The sequence below is a fragment of the Algoriphagus formosus genome (assembly GCF_002807035.1).
Classification (GTDB): Bacteria; Bacteroidota; Bacteroidia; order Cytophagales; family Cyclobacteriaceae; genus Algoriphagus; species Algoriphagus formosus.
In genome coordinates, this window is record NZ_NIUC01000002.1 from 1511691 (window position 1) to 1529433 (window position 17743).

Here is a 17743-nt window from a genome sequence, read left to right on the forward strand (position 1 = left end):
ATCCTTATTTTGGTTCGTGGAGACACGAACCGGGGCGGAGTTTTTAGGGTCAGGAAAACCGAATCATCGGATTTTATCCAATTCTGCACCGCAGTGTCGGCAGTATAGATCGTGAATTCCAAGTCCTTCTTCTCCGCAGGAATGGCAGGCTTTCGTATGAATGATCTCTTCTGGCTTTCGTCTTTTGGCCATTTCAGAACTCACAATCCCAGTTGGTACAGCAATGATTGCATAACCCAAAAGCATAATCAGGGATGCGATAAACTGTCCAAGGGGTGTCTCCGGAGTGATATCTCCAAAACCCACAGTAGTCAAGGTGACAATTGCCCAATACATCCCTCTCGGAATAGAGGTGAAGCCAGCTGCCGGACCTTCGACGAGATACATCAGGGTTCCCATGATTAATACCACTGTCAATACAGTGAACAAAAATATCTGAATTTTGGCCATACTAGCCTTCAGCGATTCCTTGATAAAATCTGCCTCAGAAAGGTATCGTCCAAGCTTCAATATTCGGATTACACGCAAAAGGCGAAGTGCTCTGACCACGGTAAGCAACTGGATATTGACCACAAAAAAACTGAGGTAAACCGGGAGGATAGCCAGAAGGTCCACAATCCCAAAAAAGCTGGTAACATAGCGAAAGGTCTTGCTTGTCAGCCAAATACGAAGGATGTATTCGATTGTAAACAAAAAAGTGAAAAGGAGCTCCAAAATATAAAAAGTGTCTCCGTACACATCATGCAGCTCGCCAACTGAATCCAAGACGGCAACAAGTACGGAGCCAAATATGAGGGCTAAAAGGACTAGATCAAATGTGCGGGAAGCTTTGTCATTATGATCAAAGACAATCTGCGCAAGTCGCTTTTTGGTTAATTCCATGAGGGAAGATAAAAAAAATGAATTTCTGTTTTTACTGATCAGTCCAAAAAGTACACGCGCTTGACCCGGGTACTGATGTGGGTTAGTAGCTCATATGGAATCGTTCCGATGGCCTCAGCGAGGGGTGCCAGAGGAATCTCTGCTCCATAAATCAACACCTCATCTCCCACTTCAGCGTCGATATCGGTCACATCGATCATGACCATATCCATACAGACGTTTCCGATTACAGGTGCTTTCTTTCCTCTAATCAAAACATATCCCTTACCGTTGCTGAAGCGTCTGTCGTAGCCATCTGCATAGCCAATGGGCAAGGTTGCTATTTTACCGCCATTGGGAAGTCTTCCTTTTCGAGAGTATCCAACAGTTGCCCCTGCCGGTAAATCTTTGATTTGAGAAATAGTCGTCTTCAATTGACTGATGGATTGGAGTTCGGATGAGTAGTTTCCGGTGACTTCCACGCCGTAGAGACCTATGCCCAGACGAACCATATCAAATTGATAATCAGGAAAGGCTACGATTCCAGCCGAGTTGAGTGCGTGAAACAGTGGTTTTTCGGGTAGGAAAGCAGATATTTCTGCACTCATTTCCTCAAAATCTTTCAACTGACTAATCGAATACTCTTTTTCATGGGACTCATCAGCAGCAGCCAAATGGGTATAGATGGACGCGATGCTAAGCTGGGGATATTCTTGAATGAGCTTTTTGAGGTCCTCCATATGAGCTTTTTCAAAACCCAATCGATGCATCCCTGTATCCAAATCCAGATGAATCTTCATGGCCTGACCTCCATGCTTGGACCATTCTCCTACAAGCTGAAAAAATTCCAAACTAAACACTACCGGTTCCAATTGATATTCCTGACAAAGACTCAGGGACTCTTCAGCGGGATTGAGAACCATGATTGGTAAGTGTATACCCTGCTGCCGCAAAGCCACTCCTTCGTCCGTAAAGGCAACTGCCAAATAATCTGCTCCCAAAATCTGAAGGTGATTGGCGATCTCTGGAGCCCCGCCTCCATAGGCAAAAGCTTTGACCATGACCATGACCTTGGTTTGGAGTTTGAGGAGCTTTTTATAAAAATTGAAATTATGGGTCAGTGAATTCAGATTGATTTCCAGCGTTGTTCCATGGATTCGCTGCTGCAGCTGATTGACAATTTTTTCAAACTCAAAAATCCGCGCCCCGGTAATCAGAAGCAGATCATTTTCGAAATTGAATGAGTTGAGTTCTGCTTGCAAACTTTGGGTAGTTGGAAACCAAGAGAATGAACTGATTTGGTGATTTTCTAAGGTTCGAATCTCTTTGCCCACCCCTATGATCAAGTCCAATTGGTGATTCTTCAAAATTTCTGAAGCCTCTTGGTAGATTTGGGCTGCTTCCCCCTGCTGCAAAAAATCGGATAGAATTAAAATTTTCCTGCGCTTCGGTCGCTGCTGCTTCATAAAATCCAGAGCAACTCTCAGCCCTCCCAAGTCATGATTGTAAGTATCATCGATCAGTAAGCAATCCCGTATGCCCGCCTTTAGAGTCAGGCGCATGTCCACCGGTTTGAGATGACTTAGACCTTCTTGAATCTTTTGAGCTGGTAGACCCAAAGTCATTGCTGCAACGACGCAATGGGTGATATTTTCTAGGGAAGCTGTATCACGAAGCTGTGTTCGGAAAGTATGCGTGGACAGATCTTTTTTGATGAAAATAAGTCGGGTTTCGGTCGCCTCTTTTTTTACAATTCGGGTGAAATCAGCTCCTTCCTTATCCGACCAGGCTATTAATCGACCTTCAGGGAATTTTTTTTCAATTTCCTCCCTGACGATTTCCTGATCACTGCAATAGATCAAAAGCTTAGAATCTTTAAAAAGCTGGAGCTTTTCCTGAATCTTGGATCTTCTGTCCGGAAAGCCTGAGTCATGTGCCGTTCCGATATTGGTGAATATGCCCAAGTCGGGCCTGATCATTTCTCCAAGAGCTTGCATTTCGCCTACCTTTGAAATCCCTGCCTCCAGGATTGCAACCTGATGATAGGCTTGGATTTCCAAAATTGATAAGGGTACGCCTACCTGTGAGTTGTAGCTTTTGGGACTTTTGACCACAGAAAATCCTTGTTGTAGGAGTTGGCCAAGCCATTCTTTGACGATGGTCTTTCCATTGGATCCGGTGATTCCTACGACCGGCTTTTCAAAGTGATCCCGAAGCGAAGCACTAATTGCTTGCAATGCTTTGTGAGGATTTGCTACCCGAATAAAGTTTGCATCTAGACCCTGTGGATCAAATGAATCAGGGATGATAAAGGATCTTACGCCCTTTTCAATCAGTTCAGGGATAAAATCCACTCCATTTGCCTTTGCCCCTTTTAAGGCTACAAAGAGACTTTTGGATGGCTGAAATACTTGACGAGAATCTATGAAAATGCGATTAATTTCGAAATCCTGCTGATTGGATGACAGGCTTCCCTCACAGATTTTTGCAATTTCCGATAGCTTTAAAGGCTTAATCATCGCTTTGATTTGGTGTCTTTTTCTTTTTGAAAAAAACCTGCCGAATCCATCTAGGAAGGAAAATGGCTCCTAAAATCAAATAGGGATAATAGGAAAGCAAACGCCACAGAATGCTGGTCACAAAGGTGTAACCATCAAGGAACTGGGTGAAAAACTGCCCGAAGAAAAACTCGGCAGTTCCCGAACTTCCCGGAGTCGGAGAGATCATCATTACGATCCACATGATCACCTGTCTGGCAAAAACAATCACGTGATTATCGAGGCTGAGCGGGACATAGGCTGAAATCAGCGCGTTTAGCATCAAGTATCTAGAGCTCCAGATAAATATCGTAGCCAGTATAATCGGAATCCAATAGCTCCACTTTTTTCCACTAAGTTCCTTGGATGCTTCGATGATCTGATTGCCGTATTCTTGCGCATCATGCTTCCACTTTCGCAGCCATTTTATAGAAAATATCTTGATCAGTACCCATTTGAATACGCGTGGTCTGTAGAATAAGGCTGCCGCCATGATCAAGCTATAAGTGGCATAGAGGCCATAGCTGATCCAAAATATTGCCTGTAGACTGTTTTCAAGCTGATTTTCGAGGATTTTGCTGTCTGGGAAGATGTTTCCTTTGGCAAAGAATAAGATAATGGGGGCTCCGATGACAAAGAATAAATTGTCCAAGATGGCAGTCACCATGACAAAGGAAATGGCTCTTCCTAGCTTGATTCCTTCCTTATTTAGGATGAAAATCGCGACAGCAGTACCTCCTACCACGGAAGGAGTCACCGCGGAGGCAAACTCCCAAAGGATGATGACATAAATCGCTCTTGTCCAAGTTAGCTCTCGCTGGGTGATTTCACGAATTCGGTAGACGTAGCCTGCATCCCTGAAAATGATTACCAGGATCGCCAAAAAGATGTAGGGTAATGAAGCGTCAAAGACTCCTTTCAAAGTCTTGGTATTGACATTGGGATCGAAATAAAACATTGCGAACACAATGCCCAGACCGATTAGGATCGGAACCCAAACCTTGTTAGGGTTTAGCGTTTTGAAAATCTTCTTGTTGTCAAGCTTCATACTTAGGCTGCAGCGATTGGCTCAGTCTTTTCTACCCAAAAATTATTATATCCTTCACCAATGACAATGGTAACCTCTGAGAGCTGTAAGAGTTCCAAAATGGCGAGAAAGGTGTAAATGACAAAAATCTTATCAGGCTTGTATTCAATAAAATCTGAAAAGGGAACTTGTTTCTTGAAGCTTATTTTTTCCAATACGAAGTCTTTTTGTTGCTCGATAGTGTATGGATACTGAATGACCGTATGTTTTGTTTCCTCGCTGCGAGCGGCCATTTTGGCCATGCACTTTTGGAATACCTTCAGCAGTTTGTAGAGATCCACATGCTGCATTTCTGCATCCACATCATCGATCTTATGAAGTGATTTAAGTTCGGCTGCAATATTTCCCCGCTTTTCTTTAGCCTGACGGTCGGATTCCAGACTAGCTAAATCCTGAATGACAGACTTGTATTTTTTGTACTCCAGAAGATTTCGAATGAGTTCTTCTCTCGGATCAATTTCCTCTCCTTCTTCGTTGAGTTCGGGTCGGGGCAGGAGCATCCGTGACTTGATTTTCATCAGCGTGGCTGCAAATAAGATAAATTCGCTTGCCACCTCGATCTCCATCCGCTCGAGATGATGGAGATAATCAAGGAAATCATTGGTAATCTTGGAGATGGGAATATCGTAAATATCCAATTCGTCACGCTCGATGAAAAAGAGCATGAGGTCGAAAGGCCCTTCGAAAAGTGGTATTTTGATTTCGAAACTCAAAGGATATTTAGATTATTGGTTAATTTTGCGAACTTATAGCCAAAGATATTCAATTAAAGTAAATTAATTGAAAAGGGGAGATGGAGTAGCGGCTCGATTTTAGTTGCTATGCTAACTAAAAAACAATACCAAATAACGCTGGTTTATCTTTCCAATACATAAAAAAAGCAAAGAATTCATGTTGATCCAACCTGGAGAACTACTCGCCCAAATCGACAGCCCTGCCGATCTTAAAAAACTTCCAAAAGACAAGCTTGTCCAAATTTGCGACGAACTCCGCGACTTTATTGTAGACAATGTTTCTGTCTATGGCGGGCACTTTGGAGCTAGCTTGGGAGTAGTCGAACTCACAGTGGCACTTCATTATGTACTTAATACACCTGAGGATCAGTTGGTTTGGGATGTGGGGCATCAGGCATATGGACATAAAATTCTGACAGGGCGAAAAGATAAATTCCATACGAACCGAATTTATGGAGGGATTTCAGGTTTTCCCAAGCGGTCAGAAAGTGAATTTGACACCTTTGGAGTAGGGCATTCAAGCACCTCTATTTCGGCAGCCCTAGGAATGGCGATGGCCTCTAAGTATAAGGGCAAAAACAAGCAGCAACATGTAGCAGTCATCGGTGATGGTGCCTTGACAGGTGGTATGGCTTTCGAAGCTATGAATCATGCAGGTGTCAGCGACAGCAATATTTTGATCATCCTGAATGACAATTGTATGTCTATTGACCCGAATGTTGGGGCTCTAAAGGATTATCTTACTGATATTACTACCTCTCATACCTATAACAAGGTCAAAGACGAAGTTTGGAAAATGCTCGGTAAACTGAGCAAGTTTGGCTCATCTGCCCAAGAAGTTATCTCCAAAGTGGAGGGAGCGATCAAGTCCGCAGTCCTAAAGCAAAGCAACTTATTCGAGTCTCTCAACCTTAGATATTTTGGACCGGTAGATGGACATGATGTCAATCACCTGGTTGAAATCATGCGGGATTTACAGGATATTCCAGGTCCGAAGATTCTGCACTGTGTGACCGTAAAGGGCAAGGGGTATGCTCCGGCTGAAAATGGAAATCAAACCACTTGGCATGCTCCCGGTACTTTTGACAAAGTGACTGGTGAGATATTCAAAAAAGTGCCTTCCACTCCACAGCCACCGAAGTATCAAGAGGTTTTTGGACATACCATTGTAGAACTGGCAGAGCAGGATGAGCGAATCATGGGGGTGACCCCGGCTATGCCTTCAGGTTCTTCGATGAATATTATGATGAAAGCCATGCCTCACCGGGCTTTTGATGTGGGTATTGCGGAGCAGCATGCCGTGACCGTTTCGGCCGGTATGGCAACTCAAGGCCTGAAGCCTTTTTGTAATATTTACTCCAGCTTTATGCAGCGGGCCTATGATCAGGTGATCCATGATGTCTGCCTCCAAAATCTTCCTGTAGTATTTTGCTTGGATCGAGCAGGATTTGCAGGAGCAGATGGACCGACTCACCATGGTGCATATGATTTGGCGTACTTCCGATGCATCCCAAATTTGGTTGTTTCAGCTCCTATGAATGAGGAAGAACTTCGAAATATGATGTATTCTTCGCTTAGTCATGAAGGCCCTTATTCCATCCGATACCCAAGAGGTAAAGGCGTGATGCCTGAGTGGAGAACGCCTTTCCAGCAGATTCCTCTCGGACAGGGACGAATCGTGAAAGAAGGTGAGGATGTGGCCATTTTGAGCATTGGACATATTGGAAATTATGCTGTCAAAGCTTCAGAAGAATTGGCGAAAGAAGGGCTGAATCCAGCTCATTATGACATGCGATTTGTCAAGCCATTGGATGAGGAGCTACTGCATGAGATTTTTGGAAAATTCTCTAAAGTCGTGACCGTGGAGGATGGTTGTTTGATGGGTGGTTTCGGATCCGCTGTATTGGAGTGGATGATGGACCATGGTTATCAAGCCCAAATCAAGCGATTGGGTATCCCTGATGCGATTATCGAGCACGGAGAGCAGGAACAACTTCACCAGCTTTGTGGCTTTGATGCAGCGGGTATTGCTGATGCAGTTCGTAGTCTAGCTGAGGTAGCAAAGGCGAAGTAAAATCATGTCTTCAGTTTATTTTTTTGAAAAAGGCTCCGGTCAGCCTGTGGTTTTGATCCATGGATTTTGTGAGATCGGAGCCATGTGGGAAGATTTTACCCAAGAATTATCACAAAATTTTCGAGTGGTATGCCCGGATTTGCCGGGTTTTGGCAATAGCCCTATTTCCCAATCACATATCAGTTTGGAAGAGGTAGCGGTTTTATTGGAAGATTTCTTGGAAGAAAACGGAATACAAAACCCTATTCTGATTGGACACTCCTTGGGAGGTTATGTTGCCTTGGCGATGCTGGAATTGATGGGGAATAAACTAAAGGGAATTGGGCTTTTTCACTCTACAGCCTTTGCCGATGATGCTGAGAAAAAGCAAATGCGCAATCGTACGATTCAGTTTTTAAAGAAGTTTGGCGCAGAGAAATTCGTGAGTTCTTTTGTGCCTCCCCTTTTTTCTGAAAAACATCGAGCCGAATTTGCCTCCGAAATCGAACAAGCTACTGAGCAAGCTAAGCAATCAAGCTTGGAGGGTTTGATCGCCTTTACCGAAGCCATGCGGGATCGAAAGGATAGATATGAGATTTTAAAGAGTTTTCAGGGCCCCAAATTAATGATTGCGGGTACTGAAGACGGAGCGGTCAAAATCGCGGCTAGCCGTAAACAAAAAGAAGCATTCACGCACTATTACGAGCTAGATGGAACGGGCCACATGGGGATGATTGAGGAAAAGGAAAGGACTTTAGCTTTGGTCAGAAATTTTTTAATTGAATCTGTTTAGTACTCATTCTAAGTGCTTCTTGATATCCATCGCCGAATGAAGAACTCTAACGATTTCTACAGGCTCATTTTCTTTTTTGCGATAAAAAATTAGGTGGGATTTAACTTTACTTACTCTATAGTCCTTTCGCAATGTTTTGAGGGATTTTCCTGAAAATGGATCTTTAGCCAGATACTCAATCTCTTGAATTATAAGCTTGTAGTAGCGATCTGCCTGCTCTTTTGACCAATTTTGGAAGGTGTAGACCCAAATACTCTCAAGATCTTCAATCGCTTTTTGGCTAATGCGATAGGAAGAATTATTCATGGGCTTTTTTCTGGATTTTTTTCAAATATTCATTTGGTTCGAAATCTTCCACGAAGCCACTGTCTTCGCCCTCTTGCAATGCTCTTATTAAGTGTCGTTCCTTCTTTTCTTCACTTTCCAATAATCGCAATGCCGCTCGAATTACTTCACTTGCTGAATTGTATCGTCCAGAATCCACCTCTTCTCTTATAAATTGCTCAAAATGATTGCCCAGTGAAATAGATGTGTTTTTACTCATTTCAATATAATTTCTTAAATATACCAAATCTTGGTATTAAGGTCAATCTAGTATTTGCTTCTTTTCAAATTCTTCCTCTTACCATCCGGTCCTTCCCATTCAAATCCTCGATGATTTCTACTTCTGTATAATTCAAATTAGAAAGAAGCTTTTGGACGGCTTTTCCATATTCCTCATGGATTTCAAAGTATATTTTTCCTTTTGGCTTCAAGGCCTTTTTTCCTAATTCGGCAATTCTCCGATAGAAAAGAAGCGGGTCCTCATCCGGTACAAAAAGGGCTAATCCAGGCTCAAAATCCAAGACATTTTGATGCATACCCTTCTTTCCTTTTTCAGGAATATAGGGAGGGTTGGATACTAAAATATCCAAGCTATCAACTGGAATGCTTTCATTTAAAATATCGGCTTGAAAAAACTCAACTTCAGCTTTTAGCTCTCGAGCGTTTGCTGTTGCAATTCTTAAAGCAGGTTCAGAGATATCCAAAGCGAATACTCGAGGCTGATTCATTTCCAGAAATAGGGAGATAGGAATACAACCCGTTCCCGTACCAATATCTAGAATTCTAAGCCTTGGCTCTGGGTTTTCTTTGATGATTAAATGAACGAGCTCTTCGGTTTCATTTCGTGGAATCAATGTGTCTCTACTTACCTGAAATTCCCTTCCGTAGAAAGGAGCTTTGCCAATAATCTGCTGAATTGGCTCTCCCTTTTTTAGTCTTTCAAAGTCATCTAGGAGAGCCTTAGGCAAATCCTTTTCTTCCAAAAAATTCATCATGTCTACCCGCCGAAGTCCTAAATGATGCTCGAAAAGCCATTCTACCAAGTTTTGAGCTTCGGGTATCTCATAGAGTTCAAGTTCACTTGCCCACTTTTTGACGAGACTGTTATAGTTGATCATTGGTAGCGAATTAGGTCTTTGCTCCGTAAAGGTAATCACTAATCAAGCTATCGATGAAAAAACTGCTTCTACTCTTCGTTTTTGGGCTCAATCCACTTCTCTCTTTGTCTCAGGAAAGCAATAGAGGTCCCTTTATTGAAATTGATGGGAGTTATTGGGAAAGGGCTATAAAGCATCCTCAATTCTTTGCTCCTGAGAAAAATCGCTTTGGAAGTGTACGTGTATTTTTTGGGCTTCCGATCGGTCAAAATTGGGCTATTGGTTTACTGGGTTCACATCAATCTTCCTATGAGGAGCAGGCACCAGGCTATCAAAATCGGGAGATTTATGGTCCAGATCCAAATGAAAGCGGTAATTCCATCTTGCTGGGATATACCCAAGACGAATTGAATGTAGGGCTGCAAAATGAACTGGTGGGATGGGGGGTATTTTTGCAGCGAAAAGTCAAGCTTGGCACTCGGACTTCACTGAATTTCAATCTGTATGTCATGAGAGAAAGTGGGAAAAATGGCCAATTAGAAATCTTCCCAGATTATACCTATTTAGCTTGGTGGCCCTGTCCAAATTGTTTGTCGATTGTTTCTGGTCCGATCACCCGACCAGTGGAGGAACGCAATTGGAAATCCGGGATTGATTTGGCTTTTGCTTGGGCACTTTCCAAGAAACTTGACTTGGGAATCAGAGCCAATTTTTTAGAATTTAGAAAGCGAACGATCTCTACGAATTCGGACGAAATCAATACCTTGGTTTTTGACCCGCTGCAGGCTCTTGCTGATGGCTATGCCGGAGATCGCTATGACTTTGGATCGGCAGTAGGAAGGGAAGGTGTCCGAATTTCTTTGACCTTTAGGCCCTTTTAGCATTCTTTTCCCTAAGTCTGCAAAAGAAAAACTACCTTTGTGCAGAATATATTTCTGATGAAGTTACATAACAATACCATACGAGGCGTGCATGATGCCTTAGAAGCCATTTTTGAACGAGGACAATTTGCCGATAAGGTCATCGAGCGAACCCTTAAGTCTAATCCAAAATGGGGAGCAAGAGACAGAGCTTTTATTGCCGAAACTACCTATGAGATGGTGCGTTGGTGGCGCCTGATCAATTACCTCAGTCCTTCTTCCAATTATTGGGATCTTTTTGGGACTTATTGGTTGATGCAAGGCCATGAGCTTCCTTCTTGGGAGGAATTTTCTAAGCTAAATCCAGCCAAAATCAAGGAAAAGTATGAGCAACTGGAGGATCCGGGAATTTTGGAATCTGTACCAGAATGGCTCTATGAATTAGGAAAAAAGGAACTGGGCGATACTTGGGATACCGAGTTGCACAGTCTCAACCAAGAAGCAGAAGTAGTTATCCGTGTGAATACCCTAAAGACTACTCGGGAGCGGCTGAAGAATCAATTGCTGGAAGAAGGAATCCGAACCTACCATGTGAAAGGTTATCCGGATGCTTTGATTTTGGAAGAAAGACAAAATATTTTTCGTTCTGCACCATTCAAAGCTGGGCTATTTGAAGTGCAAGATGCATCCTCCCAATTGGTAGCTGCATCCCTTGCGGTGGAGCCTGGTATGCGGGTGATTGATGCTTGCGCAGGTGCAGGCGGAAAGACCTTGCATTTGGCAGCTTTGATGGAAAATAAGGGGAAAATTATTTCCATGGACCTGGAGGAATGGAAGCTTCAGCAGACCAAACTCAGAGCGAGACGAAATGGAATTGACATCATCGAGCGAAAGGTGATCGAAGGATCGAAGACTATCAAAAGACTGAAAGACTCTGCGGATCGATTGCTTTTGGATGTCCCCTGCTCGGGTCTTGGTGTACTTCGGCGTAATCCGGATACCAAGTGGAAACTCAGTCCTGAGTCCATAGCAAAAGTGCAAGAGGCACAGCAAGAAATCTTACAATCCTATCCTAGCATGCTGAAAAAGGGTGGACAGCTAGTCTATGCTACCTGCAGTATTCTCCCTTCAGAAAATGAACAGCAAGTCAAGAAGTTTCTGGCATCAGAGGCTGGAAAAGATTTTGAATTACTGGAAGAGCAGAAGGTCTTTTCCCATCAGAGTGGATTCGATGGGTTTTACATTGCAAGGATGATCAGAAAATAACTAAATATGGATTTTTTACCGATTTTTGGTAATTTTAAGGAAAGGTTTTCCTATGAGTAAAAATACATCTATATCGTTAGGAGATTATTTTGATCGCTTTGTAAGTAGTCAATTGGAGTCAGGACGGTATAAAAATGCAAGTGAAGTCATACGGGCAGGGCTTCGTCTATTAGAAAATGAAGAGACTCAGGCTCTGGCTTTAAAAAATGCAATTGAGAAGGGCTTAAATAGCCCAAGAGTAAATGAGTTTGATTTTGATCAGCATCTAATCAAGCTCAAGTCCCAAAAGAAGGAAAATGGATAATCTTGTTTTTCGGCAAGAAGCCATAGATGATCTTTCGGAAATATGGGAATATACTTTTTACAATTGGTCCGAAACGCAAGCGGATAAATACTATGATATGCTAAAATTAGCCTGTCAAGAAATCGCTTCAAATAGTCAGCTAGGGAAAGATTATAGTGATATTTTACAAGGGTTAAAGGGTTATCGAATTGGGAAGCATATTATTTTTTATCACAAGTCAAATCCGTTTGAAATTGAAATTATCAGAATTTTGCATCAGCAGATGGATCTAAAAACAAGGTTGAAGGAATAATTCTTTGAAATTAAGTGGAGTTTAGAAATTCCTTGCCTAATTAGAAATTTTCACTCCGCACAGATAGAAAGCATGGGAAAATTATGAACCCGTACTAGATTTTCGGTTAGACTTGGATTGAAAAACTTGCTGAAGCCTGACTTGTCGGTCTTAGCTAATGCTAAAATATCCGGTTGATTTCGCTCCGCATAGTATAAGATTCCATTCTCAGGATTTTCTGCATTGATGAGAATTTGTAGAATGGATGTGTCTCCATCGCATAGCTCTTGAAAGAGTTCATCGGATCGCTCCTGCTCATAGAAATCATACGGCGTATTGACAAAGATGACATCCAGTTCTGCTCCAAGCATATTGGCCAAGCTTTTTAGTTGCTGAAATACAGGTCTTTGACTGGGCTCCAGTGTGGAGAGAAAAGCAATCCGTTTGATTTCCATTCGGGCAGGTTCTTCTTTCACGATTAGCGTAGGGATTTTGATGTTTCGAAGAATCTTCTGAGCGGTAGAACCTAAGAAAAATGGTTTTTTGGATCCTCTGCCCTCCGAACCCATGATCACAAAGTCTGGAGAGGCTTGGTTGACATGTTCGAAAACCGTCTCTGAGCCATAGCTATAGATCAGAGTAGAAAAAGCCTCTAAGCCTTCTTGCTCAAACTCATGGACCAAACTTGATAGGTTGTTTTTGGCCGATGCGATTTCTTGCAAAGTTTGAGGATAAAACTTTTCCTTGTCTTTATCCAATCTCACCCAGTCTACGGGAGTGCTGAGAATATGCATGACTTCAATCGAGGCATTAAGCTTGAATGCAAACTGCTTAGCGTAGTATGCGGCGTAGCCTGCCACTTGGGAAAAGTCAGTCATCAACAAAACTTTAGATCCTGTCTTCATGGTCGTGATCATTTTGGTGTAATACCAAATTACAAAAACTTACTCCAATTTGGATTGAAAAATAGTGTCTCAAGAACTGATATTTATCAGCTAGTCAAGGGTTTAATGAAATGCCTGTGCCAATAAAAATGGCCAGCTCGATAAGAACTGGCCATTTGTGATTTGAATACGTAAGTGAATTACTTTGCTAGCAAACCATCCTTGATCAATTGATTGATGATGGTTGTCGAGAAAGACCTTGAAAAGGTCTCGATAGAGCTTGGGTTGGTGGTTTCAGACTGAGAAGACCAAACCAGCTCTTCAGTGGCAGCATCATATAAATTGGCCTCTAGGTAGTAGTTTTTGTCAGTGGTGTAATAGCCCGGGTCATACATGACTGGATTATAATAGTTGTAATAGCCCCAGAATCTTCCATAATTCCCATACCCCATAGGCGAGTACATGGTCGAACCTGGCACATAACGTGTTTCATTGGTTTGGTCCAAAACTGCCACGGTAAGAATTGCATCGCTACCTAGTTCACGGATTTTTCTGAGAACCTCTTCTTTATCCACTCCGCTTGATTTAAATCCCGGAGGAAGGATGTCAAAACTGCTTTCAGCATTTACACCTTCCTCTAGCAATAGATTGTCCAAATCTGTTTCGACTGTCTGTCTGGCAAGAATATTATCTGTCAATGCAGTGACAAAGATGTTGCTATAGCCTTCAGGGGGTGTGCTTGGACCAGTCCAAGAGCCTAGGATTTTTACACTGGGGGAGCAAGAAAGCATCACGGCCAACAGTGAAAGGCTTAGAATTGAAAGATTTTTTTTCATTTTGATTTTTTATCTGATTTGAATTTGAAACAACTGTTTGATTGGCTGAAAGCATTTCGAATTGACTTATGATGTCATCCAAAACAATAGCCAGGATTACTTATCAATTTTAAGAAACAAAAGATCTACAGCGCTTTGAATCGTGCTAGGCACATTCTTTTGTTTTTTAGGTAGTGCGCGATCTATGGTGCCTACCCAAACGGCCTCATTGTCCGATACATCTACCAAATGCATGGTCAGTGATCCTTCTGTATAGGTATTTACGGGTACTTCTGTCCTTGTCCAAGTATAGCTTCGTTGCCCTGTATACATGAAAGGGTCCGTGGCCAAACTTGTCTCCCGCGTTTGAACTTGTTCTTGCACGCTGATACCCAAATTCACTTTTAGGCTTGGGTTATTCGTGTCCCGTTTTACGCCTCTTTCTTCCATCTTTTTGGTGATAGCATCCTGAAGAAATTCGATATTTTCCTCATAATAAGCACCTCTCTCCTCTGGACCTTTGAGCTCATAGAAGTCAAAAGATTCATACTCTTGCAGATTGAAGTCATCATAAATTCCTTTAGGAACATTTACATATTTTTTACCTGAGCAAGAAGCAAGTATTCCTGCGATAGCAATCAGTAAGACAAATGAATTTTTCATAGCTGTTGAGGTTGATAAGTTAATATTAATTCAAAAAGCTACTTTTCATTGAGGCTAGCTTAGTTATTAGATTTTACTTGTCTTAGCGAAGAAAGACAATTCCAAAGTTGATCCCAATGTTAGATTGTCCGGCTAGATTATTACTCTCAAATGAATTGTAATATTTCGCACCTAGCTTGAAACCTATTTGAGAAGTAGGCTCGATGATCAATCCGACTTCAGGCCGAATAGCAAATTGCCAATGGGTATCTTGTGAGGTGAAAATTCCCATGTCAATTCGTCTGTCATGAGCGATAGTACCTATTGCCAATCCTGCATAAGGCTTGACTTTCCCTTCTACCACAGGGAAATAAGAACCTGTCACTAAGATAGGATATGCATATTGGTAGCGGTATTGAACACCAGAAAGGGAAGCGGTCCCTTCGGTATATACCTTATTCTCTTCTCTTTTATAAAGTGTCAGGTGGCCTACTTCACCACCCACGGCTATTTCTCTAGTGACAAATCGTTGGTATTCGATATTGATGCCTCTAAGTGCTGATTGATCAATAAAGTCTGAGGTATTGCCCAAGGGAATGGTCACAGGTACTTCAATAGTGAATGCAGATGTCTGGGCCTTAGCAACACCTAAACCCAAGAAAAGAAATAGAAAACTGCTGTAAATGATCTTTTTCATGGTTATTTGGCTAGGTAAGGTGATTGATTGAAAGCTTGATTGATGCCATTGGTGATTCTAGTGGCAATCTGATCTCTACTTCCTTCTAAAAGACCATTCATAATTCCAGACCAAACCACGGGGATTTTATCCGATGCACTGATTCCGCTTGGCTGAGTCATCTGTAGAAAAACAGTACCAGTGCGTACTCTAGAAACTTGTGGAGGGAAGTAGCCAGGATAGTACCATCCCCAGCCAAAGCCCCATCCTGGATAGTACCAGTTCCAATACCACCAATCATAGTAAAAAAATACCTGATCGGTTTGAAGAGCTGATGGTAATATTATCAAGTCAGGGTTTGCACTCTTATCGACTTCCCTGTAGCCCAAAGCATTCATATTGGATCGGATGGAAGCAATGATAGTTGCCGAATAAACCGGATCAATAAATTCTGGCTCGAAACCTTCTTCTCCATCAATCTCATCACCGGTTATTTTGATGACTCTGTCAGGTACTGAATAGGTGTTCTGGGAAGTAAAATTAAAATCCTCAGAGTAATTGGTGTAAACGATGTCTAGCTCATCAACATACTCTGCTCCCTCTGGAATACAGGCAGTATAAATGACCGCTAGAAGTAATCCTAGAAGGATTCCTTTGTAACTTTTTCTCATATTAATCTATTAGGTATATTTAGTTTTCGTCAATAAATGGCAACTCTTGTTGCATGGCATTCCGGATGGTATTGTGGATATACACATCCACCTGCAAAAACTTTGCGGCATCTTTTGCAGAAGTAGCTTTTTTGAACTTTTTGAAATAGGATTTGTGCAGTTTGCTCAATGCGAGGTCATTATTCAAGGTACGCATAGCGAGCGAGTTTGCTTGCTCCTCACCGATAGTGTCAAGGTTTTCGAGATAGTCATTAATTATGATTATCCGCTCTCTTGCTAGCTCTTGCCGAGCTGCTTCGTATTCTTGATATACCGCCCAAAATCCATTTGAGACAGACTCGGGTAAATCCATATAAGCTTCGACGAGCTGCTTTTTACCCATACCGAATTCAGCCTGGATCAAGGTGATTTCGTCATCGATTGATTGGGCTAAAAGCAAAACTGGACTAGTGAGGATAAAACAGGAGAGTAAAAGAAATTTTTTCATAGTAGTAGTTTAAAACATGTATTCAAAAATAGAAAAAAGGCCCTTGGGATTCTTTTTAATCAATTCTGTTTATGTAAACATTTAATAAAAATATACTTTAAGTGTGAGAATTCTTGATTTTTTTGGATTAAAATGATTCGTTGATGTTTAGATAGAAGCCCGAATTTCCCTTTCTTCCAAATGCGTAATCCGCGGTGATTGTGGTGCGATTTTCCTTATTGATCATCACTCTGAGACCTACCCCGTATCCAAAATTTACACTTTCCAATAGTTTTTCTTGATTGAATTCATTTCCGAAGGAATTGGCATTTAGGAATACGGTTCCTCCAAAAGTTTCATTTCCTTTTTGTAGTGGAAAGCGGTACTCCGCTTCAGAGTAAAGTATGGATTCTCCTCGGAATCTCCCTTGTGGATAACCTCTTCCGGACCGGCTAAACATATCCCAACCCAAGGAAGGGAGGTTCATGTACGGAAGCTCACCATTCACTAAGAAGTTGCCATAGCCCCAAAGCGCCAAAATATGCCTTTTGCGGGTTTGACTTAAGTTGAAATAATGTCGGTAATCAAGAAGGAGCGTGGAAGAACCCTGGTCTGAACCCAGAAATGTGGGATTGATTTTGTAGGAGATCAATGCAAAGTTTCGCTCATAAGGAGAAACTGGGATATCCCGATTTTCATAGACTGCGTTGAGCGTAAAACCTGAAAGTGCATACCGCTCAGTATCAAAACCATTGGAGATATTATAAGCGTCATGGGTAAAAACACCTTCCGGTGCTTGAGACTCTTCGTTCAAGAAGCTTTCGATTCTGGAATGAATATCTAAATGATAACCTAGGCCTAAGTACCAATTGCTTGTGCTGATTCTTTTTAGGATAGTTTCATAAAAACGAAGTAAGCGGAAATTCATCTGCTGCTCTCCCCACAAAACGCCCGGTGGTTCACGGAAATATGGATCCTGAGTAGGATCATTCGGCGTGCTACTTCCGAGTCCAAAGGTAGGCTGGGAAGTGATAAGATAGCGCCAGTCTCCCACCAGGATCAAATCATTTTCACTTAAGAAAATATTACTTCTGACGCTGAATATCCACTGCTTCTTGGTCGTGTAAAGGACATTTCCAACTAGGTTTGAAAGCTTTGTGTTTTCAGGATTACCCATATACCAAGTAGCAGATGGGGCTAAACCAAACATCCAACCATTGGCAGGATTGGATCCAATGGCTGGAAGTGGTACAAATTTGAATTGGTTGATTTTATTGGGAGTATACTGGACTGGTTCTTGTCCAAATCCCGATCTGCAAAAAGAGAGAAGACAAAACCAAGCGAGGAGTGTGTATTTCATAGGGAAAGATAAAGTTTTTGAAGAAAACTCTCGCTTCGTAGA

General features: G+C 42.1%; 20 protein-coding genes. 6 read left to right on the forward strand and 14 right to left on the reverse strand.

All coding sequences use genetic code 11. The features are described from left to right. Window positions 1-63: 63 nt before the first annotated feature. From CDH51_RS12905 to CDH51_RS12920, 4 genes are read right to left on the reverse strand one after another with little or no spacing between them, the layout of a single operon-like run. Window positions 64-882 carry an ion transporter gene (locus CDH51_RS12905; protein WP_100628937.1) on the reverse strand — a complete coding sequence of 273 codons (819 nt, stop codon included), beginning with the start codon at window positions 880-882 and terminating at the stop codon, window positions 64-66. Window positions 883-920: 38 nt separating this feature from the next. Continuing rightward, window positions 921-3380 (reverse strand): bifunctional UDP-N-acetylmuramoyl-tripeptide:D-alanyl-D-alanine ligase/alanine racemase, encoded by a 2460-nt coding sequence (locus CDH51_RS12910; RefSeq protein ID WP_100628938.1) that lies wholly within the window; start codon window positions 3378-3380, stop codon window positions 921-923. Next, complete coding sequence (locus tag CDH51_RS12915; protein ID WP_100628939.1) at window positions 3373-4446, reverse strand: lysylphosphatidylglycerol synthase transmembrane domain-containing protein; 1074 nt, start codon at window positions 4444-4446, stop codon at window positions 3373-3375. Before CDH51_RS12915 ends, CDH51_RS12910 begins: the two co-directional genes overlap by 8 nt. A 2-nt stretch (window positions 4447-4448) precedes the next feature. Continuing rightward, window positions 4449-5198 (reverse strand): segregation and condensation protein A, encoded by a 750-nt coding sequence (locus CDH51_RS12920; protein ID WP_100628940.1) that lies wholly within the window; start codon window positions 5196-5198, stop codon window positions 4449-4451. Window positions 5199-5376: 178 nt separating this feature from the next. Here CDH51_RS12920 and dxs point away from each other — a divergent pair, with 178 nt between their 5' ends. Continuing rightward, window positions 5377-7293 (forward strand): 1-deoxy-D-xylulose-5-phosphate synthase, encoded by a 1917-nt coding sequence (dxs, locus tag CDH51_RS12925; protein ID WP_100628941.1) that lies wholly within the window; start codon window positions 5377-5379, stop codon window positions 7291-7293. Window positions 7294-7297: 4 nt separating this feature from the next. Beyond that, window positions 7298-8065, forward strand: coding sequence for an alpha/beta fold hydrolase (locus CDH51_RS12930; RefSeq protein ID WP_100628942.1), 768 nt, complete (start codon window positions 7298-7300; stop codon window positions 8063-8065). A gap of 3 nt (window positions 8066-8068) precedes the next feature. Here the strand turns inward: CDH51_RS12930 and CDH51_RS12935 are convergent, their stop codons facing one another. From CDH51_RS12935 to prmC, 3 genes are all read right to left on the reverse strand, one after another. Then, window positions 8069-8371 (reverse strand): type II toxin-antitoxin system RelE/ParE family toxin, encoded by a 303-nt coding sequence (locus CDH51_RS12935; RefSeq protein ID WP_100628943.1) that lies wholly within the window; start codon window positions 8369-8371, stop codon window positions 8069-8071. Next, window positions 8364-8609 (reverse strand): type II toxin-antitoxin system ParD family antitoxin, encoded by a 246-nt coding sequence (locus CDH51_RS12940; RefSeq protein WP_100628944.1) that lies wholly within the window; start codon window positions 8607-8609, stop codon window positions 8364-8366. Before CDH51_RS12940 ends, CDH51_RS12935 begins: the two co-directional genes overlap by 8 nt. Before the next feature lie 64 nt (window positions 8610-8673). Beyond that, a complete protein-coding gene (prmC, locus tag CDH51_RS12945; protein WP_100628945.1) occupies window positions 8674-9507 on the reverse strand; it encodes a peptide chain release factor N(5)-glutamine methyltransferase in 834 nt (277 codons plus the stop codon). A 53-nt stretch (window positions 9508-9560) separates the two neighbouring features. On the opposite strand from prmC, the gene CDH51_RS12950 reads away from it, so the two are divergent. From CDH51_RS12950 to CDH51_RS12965, 4 genes are read left to right on the forward strand one after another with little or no spacing between them, the layout of a single operon-like run. After that, window positions 9561-10367, forward strand: coding sequence for a hypothetical protein (locus CDH51_RS12950; RefSeq protein ID WP_100628946.1), 807 nt, complete (start codon window positions 9561-9563; stop codon window positions 10365-10367). A 57-nt stretch (window positions 10368-10424) separates the two neighbouring features. Further along, entirely contained in the window at window positions 10425-11612 is a 1188-nt protein-coding gene (locus CDH51_RS12955; RefSeq protein ID WP_100628948.1) for an RsmB/NOP family class I SAM-dependent RNA methyltransferase, read from the forward strand. Between the two features lie 52 nt (window positions 11613-11664). Then, the gene (locus CDH51_RS12960; protein ID WP_100628949.1) at window positions 11665-11916 is read left to right on the forward strand and encodes a type II toxin-antitoxin system ParD family antitoxin; all 252 of its coding nucleotides are present in this window, start codon (window positions 11665-11667) and stop codon (window positions 11914-11916) included. Beyond that, complete coding sequence (locus tag CDH51_RS12965) at window positions 11909-12208, forward strand: type II toxin-antitoxin system RelE/ParE family toxin (protein WP_100628950.1); 300 nt, start codon at window positions 11909-11911, stop codon at window positions 12206-12208. Before CDH51_RS12960 ends, CDH51_RS12965 begins: the two co-directional genes overlap by 8 nt. 50 nt (window positions 12209-12258) lie before the next feature. Here the strand turns inward: CDH51_RS12965 and CDH51_RS12970 are convergent, their stop codons facing one another. From CDH51_RS12970 to CDH51_RS13000, 7 genes are all read right to left on the reverse strand, one after another. Beyond that, window positions 12259-13092: a universal stress protein gene (locus CDH51_RS12970; protein WP_157807113.1), complete on the reverse strand. Its 834-nt coding sequence runs from the start codon at window positions 13090-13092 to the stop codon at window positions 12259-12261. A gap of 179 nt (window positions 13093-13271) precedes the next feature. Next, on the reverse strand, window positions 13272-13907 hold the full coding sequence (locus CDH51_RS12975; RefSeq protein ID WP_100628953.1) for a hypothetical protein: 636 nt from the start codon (window positions 13905-13907) through the stop codon (window positions 13272-13274). A gap of 96 nt (window positions 13908-14003) precedes the next feature. Continuing rightward, window positions 14004-14549, reverse strand: coding sequence for a DUF4136 domain-containing protein (locus tag CDH51_RS12980; RefSeq protein ID WP_100628954.1), 546 nt, complete (start codon window positions 14547-14549; stop codon window positions 14004-14006). An 82-nt stretch (window positions 14550-14631) separates the two neighbouring features. Continuing rightward, window positions 14632-15225, reverse strand: coding sequence for an outer membrane beta-barrel protein (locus CDH51_RS12985; protein ID WP_100628956.1), 594 nt, complete (start codon window positions 15223-15225; stop codon window positions 14632-14634). A gap of 2 nt (window positions 15226-15227) precedes the next feature. Beyond that, complete coding sequence (locus tag CDH51_RS12990) at window positions 15228-15875, reverse strand: DUF4136 domain-containing protein (protein WP_100628957.1); 648 nt, start codon at window positions 15873-15875, stop codon at window positions 15228-15230. A gap of 19 nt (window positions 15876-15894) precedes the next feature. Next, window positions 15895-16362, reverse strand: coding sequence for a hypothetical protein (locus tag CDH51_RS12995; RefSeq protein WP_100628958.1), 468 nt, complete (start codon window positions 16360-16362; stop codon window positions 15895-15897). A 127-nt stretch (window positions 16363-16489) separates the two neighbouring features. Next, window positions 16490-17701, reverse strand: a complete 1212-nt coding sequence (locus CDH51_RS13000) for a BamA/TamA family outer membrane protein (RefSeq protein ID WP_100629437.1) — start codon at window positions 17699-17701, stop codon at window positions 16490-16492. Window positions 17702-17743: the final 42 nt, after the last annotated feature.

What these genes read in the sequence shown, in the direction of transcription:
- CDH51_RS12905 (WP_100628937.1), bottom strand. Translation starts at nt 882, where the DNA reads ATGGAATTAACCAAAAAGCGACTTGCGCAGATTGTCTTTGATCATAAT.
- CDH51_RS12910 (WP_100628938.1), bottom strand. Translation starts at nt 3,380, where the DNA reads ATGATTAAGCCTTTAAAGCTATCGGAAATTGCAAAAATCTGTGAGGGA.
- CDH51_RS12915 (WP_100628939.1), bottom strand. Translation starts at nt 4,446, where the DNA reads ATGAAGCTTGACAACAAGAAGATTTTCAAAACGCTAAACCCTAACAAG.
- dxs (WP_100628941.1), top strand. Translation starts at nt 5,377, where the DNA reads ATGTTGATCCAACCTGGAGAACTACTCGCCCAAATCGACAGCCCTGCC.
- CDH51_RS12930 (WP_100628942.1), top strand. Translation starts at nt 7,298, where the DNA reads ATGTCTTCAGTTTATTTTTTTGAAAAAGGCTCCGGTCAGCCTGTGGTT.
- CDH51_RS12935 (WP_100628943.1), bottom strand. Translation starts at nt 8,371, where the DNA reads ATGAATAATTCTTCCTATCGCATTAGCCAAAAAGCGATTGAAGATCTT.
- CDH51_RS12940 (WP_100628944.1), bottom strand. Translation starts at nt 8,609, where the DNA reads ATGAGTAAAAACACATCTATTTCACTGGGCAATCATTTTGAGCAATTT.
- prmC (WP_100628945.1), bottom strand. Translation starts at nt 9,507, where the DNA reads ATGATCAACTATAACAGTCTCGTCAAAAAGTGGGCAAGTGAACTTGAA.
- CDH51_RS12950 (WP_100628946.1), top strand. Translation starts at nt 9,561, where the DNA reads ATGAAAAAACTGCTTCTACTCTTCGTTTTTGGGCTCAATCCACTTCTC.
- CDH51_RS12955 (WP_100628948.1), top strand. Translation starts at nt 10,425, where the DNA reads ATGAAGTTACATAACAATACCATACGAGGCGTGCATGATGCCTTAGAA.
- CDH51_RS12960 (WP_100628949.1), top strand. Translation starts at nt 11,665, where the DNA reads ATGAGTAAAAATACATCTATATCGTTAGGAGATTATTTTGATCGCTTT.
- CDH51_RS12965 (WP_100628950.1), top strand. Translation starts at nt 11,909, where the DNA reads ATGGATAATCTTGTTTTTCGGCAAGAAGCCATAGATGATCTTTCGGAA.
- CDH51_RS12970 (WP_157807113.1), bottom strand. Translation starts at nt 13,092, where the DNA reads ATGAAGACAGGATCTAAAGTTTTGTTGATGACTGACTTTTCCCAAGTG.
- CDH51_RS12975 (WP_100628953.1), bottom strand. Translation starts at nt 13,907, where the DNA reads ATGAAAAAAAATCTTTCAATTCTAAGCCTTTCACTGTTGGCCGTGATG.
- CDH51_RS12980 (WP_100628954.1), bottom strand. Translation starts at nt 14,549, where the DNA reads ATGAAAAATTCATTTGTCTTACTGATTGCTATCGCAGGAATACTTGCT.
- CDH51_RS12985 (WP_100628956.1), bottom strand. Translation starts at nt 15,225, where the DNA reads ATGAAAAAGATCATTTACAGCAGTTTTCTATTTCTTTTCTTGGGTTTA.
- CDH51_RS12990 (WP_100628957.1), bottom strand. Translation starts at nt 15,875, where the DNA reads ATGAGAAAAAGTTACAAAGGAATCCTTCTAGGATTACTTCTAGCGGTC.
- CDH51_RS12995 (WP_100628958.1), bottom strand. Translation starts at nt 16,362, where the DNA reads ATGAAAAAATTTCTTTTACTCTCCTGTTTTATCCTCACTAGTCCAGTT.
- CDH51_RS13000 (WP_100629437.1), bottom strand. Translation starts at nt 17,701, where the DNA reads ATGAAATACACACTCCTCGCTTGGTTTTGTCTTCTCTCTTTTTGCAGA.